General features: G+C 61.4%; 6 protein-coding genes. 2 read left to right on the top strand and 4 right to left on the bottom strand.

Annotated features, from left to right (window positions below; all coding sequences use genetic code 11):
- Positions 1–27: 27 nt before the first annotated feature.
- Genes G6N61_RS14250 through G6N61_RS14235 form a run of 4 tightly spaced genes read right to left on the bottom strand, consistent with a single transcriptional unit; the run spans position 28 to position 11,453 of the window.
- Positions 28–3,393, bottom strand: a complete 3,366-nt coding sequence (locus tag G6N61_RS14250) for a Swt1 family HEPN domain-containing protein (protein WP_179973625.1) — start codon at positions 3,391–3,393, stop codon at positions 28–30.
- Positions 3,393–5,234 carry a GmrSD restriction endonuclease domain-containing protein gene (locus G6N61_RS14245; protein WP_163919112.1) on the bottom strand — a complete coding sequence of 614 codons (1,842 nt, stop codon included), beginning with the start codon at positions 5,232–5,234 and terminating at the stop codon, positions 3,393–3,395. Before G6N61_RS14245 ends, G6N61_RS14250 begins: the two co-directional genes overlap by 1 nt.
- Before the next feature lies 1 nt (position 5,235).
- On the bottom strand, positions 5,236–8,043 hold the full coding sequence (locus G6N61_RS14240) for a DUF1156 domain-containing protein (RefSeq protein WP_163919111.1): 2,808 nt from the start codon (positions 8,041–8,043) through the stop codon (positions 5,236–5,238).
- Positions 8,043–11,453, bottom strand: coding sequence for a helicase-related protein (locus G6N61_RS14235; RefSeq protein ID WP_163919110.1), 3,411 nt, complete (start codon positions 11,451–11,453; stop codon positions 8,043–8,045). Before G6N61_RS14235 ends, G6N61_RS14240 begins: the two co-directional genes overlap by 1 nt.
- Positions 11,454–11,580: 127 nt before the next feature.
- On the opposite strand from G6N61_RS14235, the gene G6N61_RS14230 reads away from it, so the two are divergent.
- Both G6N61_RS14230 and G6N61_RS14225 read left to right on the top strand, forming a co-directional pair.
- Complete coding sequence (locus G6N61_RS14230) at positions 11,581–15,102, top strand: DEAD/DEAH box helicase (RefSeq protein ID WP_163919109.1); 3,522 nt, start codon at positions 11,581–11,583, stop codon at positions 15,100–15,102.
- Complete coding sequence (locus tag G6N61_RS14225) at positions 15,099–16,412, top strand: restriction endonuclease (RefSeq protein ID WP_198339341.1); 1,314 nt, start codon at positions 15,099–15,101, stop codon at positions 16,410–16,412. Before G6N61_RS14230 ends, G6N61_RS14225 begins: the two co-directional genes overlap by 4 nt.
- Positions 16,413–16,422 lie beyond the last annotated feature (10 nt).

Below are 16,422 nucleotides of genomic sequence, written 5' to 3'. Positions count from 1 at the left end.
ATCTCCACTCTGCAAGCTTGCCGGTGGTCATTCTTTCTCGAACCCCGACTGGTCGAACTTCAGCGTCTTCGCGTTCTCCGACACCGTGCGGATCTTGTTCTCGTCAAAGCCGCCTGAGTCGACTGCTTCGATCTCAATCTTCACGACCAGGTTGATGCCCTGTTCCCGAAGGTTGGCGATTACCTCATCGGCGATGTTCTTGAAGTCCATCGCGATCTTGTCCGAGCTGAGCGTCTTGACTCCGTAGAACCGCGTGAACGCGATATCGATAGGGCCGGGGCCGGTTGATGTTCCGGTCCCAGTCCCAGTCCCAGTTCCCGTTCCGGTGCCCTTGCCAGCTTCAGTGTCGGTCTCGGAATCGGTTTCTGTTGGCTCCTCATGCTTCCGCTGATGGATCGCCACGTCGGGCCGGACCAAGAGCAGCGAGTCCGCCGGAGTAGGAGCTGAATGGCTGTCTCCGGGGATCCAGAGTCCGACAAACCGTCCTGAGGCAGCGTCGATCCCGGTCGCCAGGGCAAACGCGTCGGTTTCCCAGATCATCGGAAGGTCGAGGACGCCCTCCTCCAGAACTCGCCGATCCCGCAGGCGCGGCATGTACGGGTACTGGCAGTACAGCCCCCACAGCGCGCCGAGGGTGACGTGACCGTCCTTCCAGATTTGTGGCACCTTGTTGACGGCGAGCCGGATCGTTACCGCGGCCTGCCGAACGGAAAGATCGCCGTCGTTGCCGAGTCGTCGGGCTACTCGTTCGGCCAGGGACTCGGACTGGCCTTCGACCTTCGTTTCTCGCACGACGAATGGAGCGCTCGTATCAGGCTGTGACGGGACCAGTGCCCACGTGAACGTTTGCAGCAGACGCGACTTCACCGTCTGGTCGGCCTGCGCCTGCCGAGTCGACGCTTGATTCTTTTGGTTTTGGGTCAGATCCAGGTCGGCCTCGTTGGTCAGCACATGGGACCAGCCGAGGTAGTCCCGCGTAGCGGCGTCGAGCTCCTCAAGCCGCGCTTCGTCGGCGGCTAAAAACACCAGCATGTTGCGGTTGGTTCGATTGGCGGTGCCACGCTGCTCGGTTGCCTTTTGTGCGAACGCCCTAGCAGGAGAGTCCGATCCGCGTTTGTGCGCAACCTTCGGATGCAGGACGATCAGTCGGGCTTCGTCGGTGTCGGGGATATCCCCGTTCGATTCGGGGCACACGTGCACACCCGCGAAGTCCCCACGAGTCTTCGCCTGGCCCTGCAGGCGACGGGCGATCTCGGCCCAGACATCTTCCTTGTGGAGTCGCTCCGCCTGGTCCTTGGCGGTGCGAGTAATGTTGGCCTGCAGGTCATACCAATACTTGCCCGAACCGGAATAAAAGTAGGTGGCCCGGTCACCAAGCTGGGTCAGCGCGGAATGGAAGTTCCCAGGAACATCACCCGGAACAGCAGTGCCTAGGAAGACCCGCTGGGTTTCGAGGCCCTTGTGCGCGGACCCTATAGTCGGAGTGGCGCCAAAGAACACCGTGCGAGCCAGCCGCTTGGTCAGCGACCGCTGACCGAAGACGGGCTTCTCCTTGTCGATCCGCGCAGGCTCGGAGGTTGGCCCGTCGACATCGGCGTCGATGATCGCTTTCCACGAATCTTGCAGGTAGGACGTGAGTTCGGCGTTAACGTTGGATGTGGCCAGCGGGATGGACCCAGGCATGATCAAGGGCGAGGCGTCCTCACCGGCCCACAACGCGTGAATAACGGTGCTCATCAACCGCAGGACGCCGCGGGTGCGCTGGAAGCGTTCCAGCGAGGACCATTCTTCGTAGAGGCGGTCGAACAACTCAGGATGGATGGGGTAGGTCCTCTTGATGCGGTCTTCGTATGCGGTGTCGCGGGATTCACGCGGGAAGTCGTCGGCGTACTTGCGGTACATGTCGACGTAGGCGCGCGCGGTGGCTCCGATGGAGGCGAGTGCAGCACCGTCAGGTTGGACGAAGAGGCGTTGTCGGACGATCTGGTAGGCCTCTGCCGAGGACGCTGGCCGCCATTGTTCGGCGACGCGACGCACGACGTTCTGCAGTCGTTTGAGCGCTTCGAGGCCGTGCGCGCCGCCGACTTCTTCGGCATTGCCGGCGACGACGATCTTGTCCGAATCGTCCCCGGTTTCCGACGCGGGGATGGAAATGACCAGCAGAACACCGGAAGTGCCCTTTGCCGCCTCGGTGAGGGATTGGGCGAAGGTGAACTGGTCGTCGAAGGTACCGCCGGCCAGGTCGTCGCGGCCGACGAGTGAGCGGGCGTAGGCGACCCATTCGTCGATCAGGATGACCGCGGGGGAGTACTTCGCGAGCAGGTCGTGGAGCGCCTCCCCGGGTGTGGTGCGATCTCCGTCGGCCTTGGCGACCAGAGCGTAGGCCTCGGCGCCTCCGAGTTGCCAGGCGAGCTCGCCCCAGATGGTGTTGACGTGGGTGCCGTCGTCCTTGGTCGTGCCGGCCGGGCTGAAGTGGTTGCCGACGATGGCGACCCGGTTGACCTTGGCACCGGTGTAGCCGTTCTTGGTCAGCAGTTCCTGGGTGTCCTGGGGGAACTGCCCGACGGGCAGTCCTGCGGCGACGTGCCACAGTGCGAGCATCGAATGTGTCTTGCCGCCACCGAAGTTGGTCTGCAGATTGATAACAGGCGGTGCGTTGTCGTCGCCGGAGAGCCGGCGGACTGCGCGGCCGACGAGGTCGGTCAGGCCTTCGGTGAGGTAGGTGCGGCGAAAGAACTCAACCGCGTCGGCATAGCCGGAATCCTTCTCGCCGCCGAAGGCGACTTTGTAAAGGTCGGCGGCAAATTCGGAGGCGGCGAAGTTCCCTGTGGCGACGTCGTGGTGGGGTGGCAGCACTTCGCGCCAGGGTTTGAGGCCCGCAGCCTCGGGGTTGTCGACGGCGGCTTTGAGTGTCTTCTTGTCGTCTTTGTCGGCGGTGACACGGCGCAGGTTGAGGCGGATGGCGTGAACCTCGTCGGCCTCCTTTGCCGCTCCGACGAGCTTGAGCAGTCGCTCGCCGGTGTCCAACGCGCGGTAGGCGTCGTCATCGCTGAAGGTGCCGTTGTGGGCCCACGTGTTGCGGACTTCGCGGAGTTCGATGGCGAAGGACTCCCCGGCTTTGCCCAGTGTTTGGCTGAACGGGTACCAACCCGGCTTGAAACCGTTTGTGATGTTCGTTTCGGTGAGGATGCGGAACTGGACCTGAGGGTCGAGTGGGTTGTAGGTCTTGTCCGACGGCGCGCCCTTCTTCCCATCCTTGAGTTGAACCAGCTTCGTCCAGGCCGCTCCGAGTGCTGGATCGCCCTGCCCGATCACCGAAGCGATGAAGTCATCCAGCGGCGGTGCCATCGTCTGGAACATGCGGTCGATGCGGTCGCGGTTGCTTAGCGCCATCAGTCGTTCTCCAGGCCTGCGTCGTTGGGAAACTCTTCGGGCTCAAACTGTGCCGAGTCTTCGTCGGCGAATCCCAAGTCGATGTCTCGCTGCACGGCCTTACCGATCGCCTTTTCGACCAGCTCGCACAGCGATTCGCGCCGCGTACGGAAAAAGTTCTCGAAGTGGTCCTGGCGGAGGAAGTCGGCCGGAATAAGGTGAGTGGCCACAAGGCCGTCGAGGTGAGTCGAGTCAATTTGTGCTCGCGTCTCGATCACCGGAAGGTACGCAGACGGGGCGACACCGCCGATCGTCCGGTTGGTTCGCGCGCTGATCGTCGTCTTGTTGACGATGCTCTCCCGGTGCTCTGCATCGATGCCATTGGTGTCGCACCACTTCTGGGGGAAGATGTGATGGATGTCGACCGCAAGGTCGACGTACTGAACCTTGTCGAGCGCTTTGTCTTCCATCCAGTCCCGAGCACCTCCGGCAAGGATGAGTGCGGCGAGACCCTTATAAGCAGCAGCGTTGCGTGTTCGAAGCGAGTGCAGGCGGGATTCGGTGAAGCTGGCGTCCTGTACGGTCCTCGGCACCGGCGACGAGCCGTCGGTGGCCCAGGGCGGAACCATCTCGATGTCACGGGTGAACCGTGATTCGATTGCCGATCCGTAGAGTTCGCCGAGCACGCCACACCAGTACCAGCGGACGAGACGTTCACTCGTACTGATCAGATCTGCTTGCTTGCCCAGCACCACCTTGATAGCGGCCAGCGGAACCAGCTGTTTGGGGTAGGGCACGTCTCGTGGTGCGAAGATGTGGCGGTCAGCCAAGAATGTCGATGCCCAAATGAAAGCCTCGCGCAGAGGTTCACGCCACTGCAGATAGTCGCTCAAGGTCAGCTTCAGGACGTCCTCGCGCTTGGCTGAGATGGCGGGCGGCCGGTCGGAGGTGTCGGCGAGGTGGCGTTGGCGGGTGGTGAGCATGGTGACCGCTTGAAGGAAGTCGGTGTTCTCGACAGCCGCCAGCACGGGGTAGGACGACCACTTGAGTTGGGTCTCCCGCCAGTCGTCGTTGAGCCGGAAGTCTTCGCCGCTCTTGGCGTAGTAGTCGGCGTCGCCGGCGAAGACGGCGGTGAGCAGTTCGAACACGTTGAGAGGCAGGCCACCAATGTTCACCTTCTCGAAGACGGTGGCCACGGCCGCCTTGTCGGTGTCCTCGTCCAAGATGATCGCGGGGATGTCGTAGGTGGTCGACTGCTTGATGAACTTGTCATGAAAGTGTTTGCCTAGCGCTGGGTTCTGCAGTTCCAGGATCCAGCTCATGTAGTCCCCGTAAAGCAGATTCAGCGGGAAAAAGCCGTGCTTGTGTTGCTTGCCCTGGTCGCTGAGATCGAGCTCCACGTCCTTGCCGAAGTTCGACCGAACGACGCCGTCAGCCGGTACCGAGATCACCGCCTCGTCAACGCGGTTCGAGTCGTTGAGACTGGTTTCCATGTGGACGAAGTAGCGCCGGTCGAGCAACCGTCCTCGGCTGTCTTTCGTTGCAACCACACCGTTCCCGCTGAGGGCTTGCGTCAGCGATGTCAGACGCTGTTGCCCGTCCAACAGAAGGTATTTCGCGTCGGTGCCTGGGGTGAGGTGGACACCCTCGATGGCGCGCGGCTTGAACCGCACCTGTGAGTTGCCGGTCTTCAGCAGCATGACCGCACCCATCGGGTGTCCGCGCAGCACCGTCACCAAGAGCTGACGGATGCGTTCGTCTTCCCATTTGTATCCGCGCTGGAAGTCCGGCAACTGGATCTCGCCAGAACGAGTCCACTTCAGATACTCACCCAGCTCGTACATCGGCGTGAGGAAACCCATTTCAGTCGTCCCCTTCATCGAAGTCGAACGCACTCTGAGAACTGGTTGCAGATGTGTCCGTTCGTGCGGCATCGGATATCTCTGGCCAACTGGTGACCAGAGTGTTGAAGCTCAACGCGTCTTTGGTCCAGCCGTTGCTCTCCGCGATGCGAAACAACAGGTGCGCCAGCTCTTTGATGAGGTCAGCATCGACAGCACCGTCGGGGCGGCTCAGAGCAGTGCGCAAGAAATCACCCGCTGGGCCGATACCTTCGCCTTCGAGTGTCTTGATCAGATGGTGCAGTGCCTCCCAGTTGCTGGTGTGGAGGTCCGCGAGTATGTCGTAGTCCGTGTTCAGGTCCGAAGGCTTGATGAGGTGCACTTTGCCGGCCCGGCTGGTTAGAATTCCGCCGCGGTCCATCGCGTCGACCGTGGTGTTGCGGGCGTTGGCGAGATTGTTCGCGTCCCCGAAATTCCCAGTGTCGTAGCCGTGTTGGCGGTACCAGGCGATCGCGAACCGGCTTGTCGCATCGAAGTCGCCTTCTTGCTCGTTCAGCACCTGATCGAGGATCTCGTTTATCCGCGACAGCGCCGACCGAACCGACATCTTGGAGCCATCGGGTTCGAGCACTGCTGAGTAGCGGGAGAACACCGCCATACCGGGTCCAATCGCTGCCTGCGGGAGATCTACTGGCGCAATTGCGCCTTGCTGCAGTTCTTTGAGTGCGGCTGGCAGTTCGGCCTTGAGGGCCTCAACTAACTGCCTACGGTCAGTGCTGGCGGCATCTTGTGGTCGCGGGCGCAGCGCTAAGACGATCGATGAAGCGAGGGCATTCGTCCCTGATCCAATCATTCGGCTGCTTAGTTCACTACGCACTGGCCACGTGGCGGTTACTGCCCACCCAGAACCGATCATTCCTTCTAGCAATGTCTCCCAACCAGATGAGGATTCTCCGTTCTCGGTCGTGTCCGACTGCTTGAATGCGTAGTAGACGGTGATCGGGAAATCGGGAAGCGCGGCTTCGCGTGCTCGCCGGAAAACCTCCCGGAATCCCTGCTCAAAGAAATTGTGGGCGCCGGCTTTGCCTCCGTGGCGGTAAGGATTGGCTACGAGCTCTTCAGCTTTGGGCACCAGCATCGTGCTAAGCAGCCTTGGGTGGATCGTTCGCAGTGATCGGCGTAGCCAAACGTAGAAAAAGTCCGACAAATCGGAGTAGCCGATGTTGTCGTAGTAAGGAGGGTCGGTTGAGATGAGCATGCCGGTATAGGGTCGACGAGCGGCATCCGCCTGAATCGTGTGTCCTCCGCGGCCTCCAACCAAAGCGTCGAGAACTTCCACTTCAGATTGGACCACAGCGGTGAACCCGCCTCCACTTCCAGTTAATGGGTTTGCTTCGGCGTAGTCCCATGTCATCGGGATCGCCTGGCGCTGGAACGACCCTCGGAGTCTGTCCATTCCGGATTCCCAACCACACATCGTGTTGTTGCGGGCTAGCGCTTTGGACACCGAAAATCCAAGATATGTGGCAACTGCATCGGCGTACGCCACAGCCCCAGCACCACCAGCTTCTAGACGGTCGCCTTCGGACATACCTGCCGCGACGGAGTCGGCGAGCACCTTCTCGCGAGCTCCCGAAACCAAGTCGCTAAGAGCGGTGAGTGCGGTGAGCTGTCTTGGCGTGAAAAGGTCAGCGAATGATGTCAAACCAAATGCGGGAGTCGAAAACCAACGAGGATTTCTTGCAACATCACCGTCCGGCACGTCAGATGGCACCTCGACTTCCGCTGCCGCTTCGTCTTCAAGTGTCGGGCTGAGGTAGAGGCGAGTGCTATCGCCTTGAGCAACGGTGGCCATGAGCTGTGAGCCCATGCGCCCATTTCGGCCTTCAGCGCGGATGTAGTCCAGTGCAACATTGGCTCCGCAACCAATGCACGTTGCACTTGTGCGGCGTACAGTTCCGTCGTTCTCCTTCGCGGGCGCAGCTGTCGGGTCGTGTCCAATGGTGAACTGGATTGCACCGCTGATTAGCGTCGGTACGACGTACGCTTCCCTTCCTTTCTTCTTGCCAAGCCACCAAGAGCGCACTAGCGGCATCGCGATGCGGCAGGCGGGGTTGGGGCAAGTGACAGTGCGTGCCCATATCCAGGCAATCACAGGCGCTCGGGATCCATTCGGCAAGAGTGCCTTCGGGTAGAGGTGACCAATGCGCTTCTCGGCTTCGTCGCGCATCCAATTGCCGTAGCGGCGTACGTCTTCGGCAAGTCCGGTAGCGTCAGGCCACGGGTGGGTGAGCTGCTCTCCCGCGACGCCCGGTGACACTGGTGAGTATCCGCCGAACTTCGGTGGGATCTCGATCAGCGCCTTATTGATCAGCACTGCAACGGGATTCAAGTCAGATGCGTGCGCCTCGAGTCCAAGTCGCTGTGCCTCGAGCGGAATGGTTCCGCCACCCGCGAAGGGGTCGAGGATCGACGGGGGATTGCCATCCGTGGACCGCAGAATTTCGGCGTGCGCTTCGGCGAGAAGCTTCGTGTCTTGAGAATTATCCCACAGGACAAGACGTTCGATGAGTCTGTGCAGTCGCTCGCGTTCCTTTCGCTGCAGCTCTTCAGAGGGGAACTCCTCGGGACGCGAGGACGGGTCGTCGACCAATTGGGCGAACAGCACCGCGCGGGCCGCGGCGAGTGGACGACGCGCCCACCACAGATGCAGGGTGGAGGGGTGGCCGTGCCGGATCGACTTCTCACGGGCCGATTCCCGGTTGATCACTTCCAGGGGCAGTGCGACTTCGATCAGCTTGCGCTTCGGCGGTTGATTGTCAGAAGTCATTAGAAGGGTTCAGTTCCTTTGTTCCACATCTTGTTCCAGTCGCCACGGACGCCGGTGGCGTCGAAGTCGCCGAGATCGGTCGAGGCGAACGGGTTGTCGAGATAACGCACGTCGTCATGGCCTGGCCCCCGCGGGTCGACCTTGACCAAAGCTAGGCGGTATCGAGGGACTGCGTTCTTGCCGACCATCACCTCGTTGTGAGTGACGAAGAAGTCAGTGGCCCCGTCCAAGCGGGCCTTGACCTCGATTCTGTAAGTGTCACCGTTGGCGTCCGTGGATAGAATGTCGAATCCCTTGTTGTTGAATGATTGTTCGACCGGTGTACGGCCAACTGCTGTTTCCGTCGACATCACCAGATCGACACCGCGGCGCTCAACCTCCTTGGTCTCCTTGGCATGCATCGGTGCCGACGCCGGCAGGTCACCGTCCAGCATGTTTACCGGCAGGACCAGCGCGGCCGTCATGATGCGGGGCGGCTTCGTCGACATCAAGGCCTGTCTCTCCAGCAGGTCCAAGCGCTTGCGCAGTCGTGCGTCGAGTTCGACGGCTTTACGGTTGAGGCTCTCCGCAGTCTCCTTCGACTTGACACCGGCCTGCTCCTTCTCCGCGGCTACCGCTGCGTCCAGGAGCATTCGGTCACGCTCTCCCTCAAGCCTTCTGACGACCAGTTCACGACACTTGGCCAACTCAGCAGAACGTCGCGGCTGCACCTCGGCCAAGTACTCGGGAAGTTGGGTGGTGATGATCCAGCTGGTGGCGCGGTCCTCGGCCTCAGCAAGCCACGGCAGTTGACGCGCCGCGGCAACTACCGGCGTATCCGGTGCGGCGACACAATCCAGATACGGCGCAGGCCCGGCGGGCGCCACGGTGCCCAGGCTGTCGACATAGGCGTAGCCGAATCGTCTGGACACTGCGGCACCGGTGGCGTCGGCAACCTCTTCCACGACACCGACCAGCAAATGGGGCTCGTCCAGCGTCGCCGACACGAGCACCGTGCCGCTGTTGAGCGTGCCGCCGAAATGCCGGATCGCCTCGTCCATTACCGCGTCGTTCAGCGGGTGTCCTGGTGCGAGCAAGTCGGCGCGCGTCAGTTCCTCCGAGTGCACGTGTTCCAGGTCGAAGGCGACTCGGTCGTACTTGGTCGCGATCGGTTGGTACTTACTGGCTCTGATTTGCGCTGGGACGTTGGCGATCTCGTAGCGACCACGTTCGCGTTTGGCGATACGCCCACCAAGTCGGGTGAACGCGGTTTTGAACGCGAGCTCGATGTAGTGCGGTTGTAGACGGCGGGCTCGGGCTTCGTCCATGGCGGCGCGGAGCTTGGCCAGATCGGCGTCGGCGAGATGATCCGACGCCAGGGCGCGTTCGTCGAGCAGGTCCTTGAGTCCGTCGCCCACAGTGTGGTCGATTACTTCGTCTCTCTTCGCCCTCACTTCGGGCAAGTCGCCGTAGCGGATCGCTTCCAGCAGCAGGTCCCGGAGCGGTGTCTCGGAGAATGCTTCGCCGAGAACGTCGAATACCTTTCCGCCGTATGCCTTTCGCTGTTCTTCGATCTTTTCCAGCAGGCGTTCGAAGACCGCACCTTCCCGGGTGTTGCTGGCAACAAGATTCCACAGCCGGCAGACTTCTTCTTGGCCGATGCGGTGGATGCGGCCGAAGCGTTGTTCGATTCGGTTGGGGTTCCACGGTAGGTCGTAGTTGACCATCAGGTGGGCGGCTTGCAGGTTGAGACCCTCGCCGGCGGCATCAGTGGCCAGCAGGATCTGGCAGTCGCGGTTCTTGGTGAACTCTTCGGTGATCATGCGCCGTTCCTTGCGGCGCACGCCGCCGTGGATGGCTTGCACGGCGGAGGGCTTGCCGATCAGGGTCCGAATGCGGCCGGCGAGGTAGTCGAGCGTGTCGCGGTGTTCAGTGAAGATGATGAGCTTGCGAGGCCACCCGTTGGCGTCGACGGTCAGCGCTTCGTCTTGCAGTATTCTGCTGAGCTCGGTCCACTTGCGGTCGGTGCCGGAGTCGCGGACCTGCTTGGCAACGGTCGTCAGCTCGGCTAGTTCGAGGAGTTCGGCGTCGAGTTCCTCGACGGTTTGGGCAGCGGTGGCAGCGTCGAGCAGTTCCTCTTCGAGTTCTTCGATCTGTTCGGAGTTGTAGTCGTCGGCGTCTAGGCCTTCAAGATCGATGCTGGGTTCTTTGTCGGTGTAGGTGCCGTTAAGGATTTCGAGCTTTTTGCGCTCCAGGCGCTCGGTGCGCCGGACCAAGCTCCTATAGATGGCTTCGGGGCTGGAGGCCAGCCGTCGTTGCAGCACCGTCAACGCGAATCCGACGGTGTTCTTGCGTTTGCCGCCTACTCGGTCGGCACGATTCATGCCTTCGCGCACGTATTCCGTGACGTGGGCGTACAGCGAATACTCCAGTTCAGTGAGCTCGTAGGGCACGGTTTCGGCGCGGCGCTCGGGAAACAGTTTCTTGCCCTCGAAGGTCAGGAGATCCTCTTTGACCATGCGACGCATGATGCCGTCGGTGTTGGCGGTCTTGGTGTGCTTGCCCTCGAAGCGGTCGCGGTCGAGCAGTGTGAGGAAGAGCTGGAAGTCTTCTTCTTTGCCCGAGTGCGGCGTCGCTGTCATCAGCAGCAGATGCCGCGTGATGCGCCCGAGCATTTCACCAAGCAGAAAGCGTTTCGTCTTCTCCAGCTTGCCGCCGAAGTAGTGGGCGCCCATGCGATGGGCCTCGTCGACGATGATCAGGTCCCACTCGGTCTCGTTGAGTTGCGCCTGCAGCTCCTCGTTGCGCGATAGCTGATCCATTCGCGCTATCAGCAGTGGGTTGGTCTCGAAGACGTTCAGGTTGACGTTGGCGTCGATGAGCTGGTTGGTCAAGAGGTCGAACCGCAGCCCGAACTTGAAGAAGAGCTCGTCTTGCCACTGCTCGACCAGCCCGCCGGGGGCGACGATCAGGCATTGACGCACGTCGTCGCGCAGCAGGAGCTCTTTGATGTAGAGGCCCGCCATGATCGTCTTACCGGCACCGGGGTCATCGGCGAGTAGGAAGCGCAGCGGAGTGCGGGGGAGAAGCTCGCCGTAGACCGCACGGATCTGATGGGGGAGCGGCCGGACATCGCTGGTTGCCACGGCGAGCATGGGGTCGAACAGCCCGGCCAGGGTGATTCGCTGCGCCTCGGCGACCATTTTGAAGTCGGTGGCGTTGGCATCGAATGCGCGGCTGCCGGTCTGGGCGACTGTGAGGGTGTCCTGGTCCTTGCGGAACACGACCTGCTGACCGAGTGCGCCGTCGTTGGTCTTGTAGGTCAGCTCCAGAGCGTCGGTGCCATGCCATTGGGCAAAGATCACCGTGATCACCTGGGCTGGGATCAGCCCGTCAATGCGCAGGCCAGGCTTCAACTCTTCAAGCAGCACTGTTTGTCCTCCCCGGTAGATAGCCGGCCCACGCTAGTCGACCCCTCCGACAGTATCGGGGGTAGTCCGCGAACCGTCGCTAGGTCCGCTAATCTCCCGCAGAAAGCGAATCGATCCAACGGGGACCATGGCCAGCGAGGAACAGCCGTCAACATCGGCGATTGGTGATGAAGTGCGAGGCTGGGTTGACGCCGCCACAGCGGTGACCGCGGCCCGCCACGAGATTGCTAAAGCGGCCGTCGCACAGTCCGCAGCACTGCGAGCGCGCACTGTGAAGGCCCGACGAAACAACCGCTACCTCTGGCACGTCATCCCGTTGCGCTCGGACGACCATGCCGTCTTTCAAGCCACGGCGCGTTCGGCCTGCCTTCCACCCATACACCCCGATGTTCAACGAGAACTCGACCGCCTCACCACCGAGGTCGCTGCGGCGACAACAGACTTGAGAAAGGTCACGGGGTTCGGCCGCCTGCTGATGTTCGGCGGAACACGGGATAAGGCCAACCAAGCAGCGCAGTTCCTCGCCCACTACCGCCGCTGGTTCATCACCAGCGGTATCCCTGAGGCCATCGAGCAGGCCAGGCCGGTCGACAACCAACGGATCCGCGCCCTGACCGTCCGCGACGCGCTGGCCGACTGGGTGGGCTTCAAACAGAAGCTACCCGATCACGGCCGAACCGCCACGCTGGATGACTCGACGACCTTCGCGATCCTCCCGAACGCCACCGCCGTCATCCGGCGCGCAGCCGCCGAAGAGTCCAAGCTGCGCAAGTCTGCAGTCCACGCCGGCAACACAGTCCGACACAAAGAGACCGAGCGGATGCTGGCCGGCATGTCGGTCGAGCGGCTGCGGGAGGCAACGCGCGACAAGATCCGCGTCGGGGCTCTTACGGACAACGGCATCACCAATGTGCTCGCAGTCCTGGCTAACGAGCACCAGCTCCGGAGCCTGCCCGGCATCGGGGAAACCTCTGCTATCCGGATTCGCGGAGCGGCCCGGACGCTGAGGCAGAACACATTCGAAGAGATGCCGACGCGCATCGACATCAAGAATCGGACCCCAGAGCACTCCGACTTTCTGCGACGGCTGCGGGCCTGGGACGCCGCACGACGAGCGTCCGCTTCGTCCGCGGACATGGCGATCGTCGAGGAATTGGCGCCTGTTGCGGCTGTCATCGACAAGACGGTCACTCACGCCATCGTCATCCCCACCGCACTGTCGACGGTTGCGGACTTTAGAGACGCAGTGCAGATTGTTGCGCGGTCGGCCCGTGCTATAGCCGACGCGCAAGACGCGGCGACGAGTGGTGACCCGTGGGAGGACTTCCTCACGCGCCCCGCTGACTACTTCGCGCTGCTCTCCGAACTGGGGTTCATCACCGAGGACGACGAGAAGACCCATGGCGATCTGCCCGCCGAAATCATCGAGGCCGTTCGTGAGTTCGAGCTGAGGGGTGACTACCTCACCGCTTCGCTACGCGGGTATCAGAGTTTCGCTGCGCGGTTCGCGCTAGTCCAGCGCAAAGTCGTCATCGGCGATGAGATGGGACTCGGGAAGACCGTCGAAGCGATTGCTGCCCTGGCCCACCTTCGCTCGAAGGGCGACCACAACTTCCTGGTGGTCTGTCCCGCAGCCGTGGTGACGAATTGGATTCGTGAAGTCAATGGCAAGTCGAAACTCCGCGCGCACCGTCTGCACGGGCCCGTCCGACTGGGGGCGGCCAAGGACTGGAAGCGCAACGGTGGCGTTGCCGTCACCACCTTCGAGACGCTGCGATGGCTGAACGATGAGGTTGGTTTACCAGCACTTGGGTGCGTCGTCGTCGACGAGGCGCACTACATAAAAAACCCGGATGCGCTTCGTGCGCAGAGAACCTCGAAGCTCATCGCCTCCTGTGAACGAGCGATTCTGCTTACCGGCACGCCCTTAGAGAATCGGTTGGATGAGTTTCGCAACCTGGTCGGCTACCTTCGACCTGACCTTGTGCTAGACGCGAACGAGTTCGCTCCGAAAAAGTTTCGCCGACAAGTGGCACCGGCATATCTTCGTCGCAATCAAGAAGACGTTCTCACCGAACTGCCTGAACTCGTGGAAGTCAACGAGTGGATGCCGATGTCCAACAAGGATGCCTCTGCCTACCGTTCCGCGGTAGAGCGGCGAAACTTCATGGCTATGCGACAAGCCACGATGAAGCAGGGGATCAAGTCCACCAAGATGCAACGCCTGGTCGAGATTGTCCAGGAGGCAGAGGCCAACGGGCGCCGCGTCGTCGTATTCTCGCACTTCCTCGATGTCCTCAACGATGTCGCGCTGCATATGCCCGGAAGGGTCTTCGGCCCCTTGACGGGTTCAGTCGCAGCTAGCCAGCGGCAGGTACTAGTGGACGAATTCTCCGCTGCCAAGCGGGGTGCAGTACTGATCGCCCAGATCGTCGCCGGCGGCGTGGGCCTGAATATCCAAGCCGCTTCAGTTGTCGTAATCTGCGAACCACAGCTCAAGCCCACCACCGAGTGGCAAGCCATCGCGCGCGCATACCGCATGGGACAGCTGGAATCCGTCCAGGTGCATCGGCTCTTGTCAGACGTGGGCGTTGATCAAAGACTCCGCGAAATCCTCGCAGTCAAGAAGGACTTATTCGAGCAGTTCGCGCGCGAAAGTACTGCTGCGGCAAGCGCTCCGGAAGCTTACGACGTCTCCGAAGCTGAACTCGCCCGCGACATCATCGCGGCCGAGCGTGAGAGGCTTTTCAACCAATCTGCAACGACGGCGCAAGCCGAGCTCAAGGTCGACGGAGCAGCGAGCCGTCCTGACCGGCCGCTTAGCGAGCCACCTGCGACACCATTTGGACGGACGGCCCGAGCAGGACTCGCTAGTCAACCGTCATCACCTTTGAAGCCCGGCGTCGGGCCGGAAGGCGTGCAGAGGGAACCCACGCGCGTTGCGGACGCAGAGTCCGTCCACCGGTCGCAGCAAGTATCTGGGCATCATCACGAGCGCGTGTCAAGCGTTGCGCCCGAGATGATCGGCCGCAGTCTTGGAACGCTAAGCGAATACCCCGTCTTCGTTGAAGCGTTGTCGCCCATCTCGCAGACACCGCCGGAGCGCATCGTTGATAACGTCATTCGAATCGTCGGCGTCGAAGGTCCCATGACCGGCTGGCGAATTCATCAGGTGTACCGGGAACGCGCGTCAAGCCGAGAGTCTGGCGACGAGTTCTCACGCTTACTCAACAGGGCGATTTCGGATGCGGAGCGCCACCGACGTGTGGTTTCAGAGAACCCGTTCAATCGCACCGGGAATAAGCCAAGGACCTTCAGGCTGCCGAGTCAGTCGACCGCAGTGATGCGTCAGCTAGGACCTCGGACGATCGACATCGTGCCGGCATCAGAGATCTTGCAATACTGCCTCGGCGTGTCCGCGGACGATAATTTGTCCGATGACGAGCTGGTTGGTCGAGTTGGTAAGTTGTTGCGTACCGAGTCAGCGACTGTGGAAATGCGGAACTCCATCCTGGCCGCGAACCGCTTAGGCGTGACCGGCAGCCGTCAAGCACCCAGGCCGATTCACCGACCAGTCGGCTCCAGCCCTCAAAGGGCCGATGGGGTCTGTCCCCTGTGCTTCCTGGTTCACGCGGGAGAATGCCCTTGAGATCTGAGAAAGTTCCTTTTGATGAACTCGCAGCGGCTGACCTCGTTCTGGACCGTGTCTACTCGGGTGGGACGCAGGGCCATGCGGGGGACGATGCGATCGGAAAGCTCCTTCCCGTCGGCAATCAAGGGGGGTTTCGCCCAAAAGGGAGCGTAATTAAAGACGCCGTGCGGCTTGTGGCGCTTTATACTTCGGGGGCGGAAGTCGACTGGCCCGACCACATAGATCCTACGACAGGTGATTTCACCTACTATGGCGACAACCGAAAACCCGGCAAGGATCTTCACGACACCCCACGAGGTGGGAACCTATTGCTGCGGAGCATTTTCGCCGCATCTCGTGCGGGGGCAGATGACCGGCAGAAGGTTCCGCCGCTATTCCTCTTCGAGAAGGTCAGCGGTCGTGACGTCATCTTCCGTGGGCTATTAGCGCCCGGGTCTCCGCGGCTAACCAGTGACGAAGAACTTGTCGCGATTTGGCGGACCACACGCGATCTGCGATTTCAAAACTATCGTTCCCATTTCACGGTCCTTCAGACGCCGGTCGTTCGGCGTGAATGGATCGATGAGATCGTCGCGGGAGACCCACTTGGGGGAGCATGCCCGCCTGAATGGCGGAACTGGGTCAAAGCCAGGATATACCAGGCGCTCGAAGCGCCACGAAACCTCATCGTGCGCAGCAAGGAAGAACAATTGCCCAGGCCTGGTGACATGTGGATGATTCGGGCAGTACACAGGTACTTTGCCCAGTCCCCAGTTGAGTTTGAGCACTTCGCAGCCGACATGTGGCTCAACTCCGACCCGCACGTCGCATCGGTCGAAGTGACACGGCCCAGCCGTGACGGTGGACGCGATGCAATCGGCGAGTTCCGTATCGGTCCGGATGATGACCCTGTGCGCCTGCAGTTCGCCCTTGAGGCTAAGTGCTACAACCCCGACGGGGGCGGTATCGGTGTCAAGTTGGTCAGTCGGCTGATCGCCCGGATCAAGCAGCGGGAATTCGGCATTTTTGTCACGACGGCATTCATCGCCGCGCAGGCCTACCAGGAAGTTCGAGAAGACCAGCACCCAATCATTTTCATGACAGGCCGAGATCTGGTGAAGGTAATGCGGAGGATGGGGATGTCCGACGACAAGGTTCTTGCCACGTACCTCTCGACCCAGCATCCATTGGCACCGGCTGTGCATCAGATGGGAACCGGGGATGTCGCATGGCCAAAGGATCCTATGGCCGTTGATAGCGCGCCAGCAACGCACGGGACGCAAGAAGACATCGTTGACGAGGCCACGTTTGGTGGAGGACTAAAATGACCGTGGTCGC

It is taken from the genome of Mycolicibacterium arabiense (assembly GCF_010731815.2).
Lineage (GTDB): Bacteria > Actinomycetota > Actinomycetes > Mycobacteriales > Mycobacteriaceae > Mycobacterium > Mycobacterium arabiense.
This window is presented reverse-complemented; position numbering and strand designations above follow the sequence as displayed.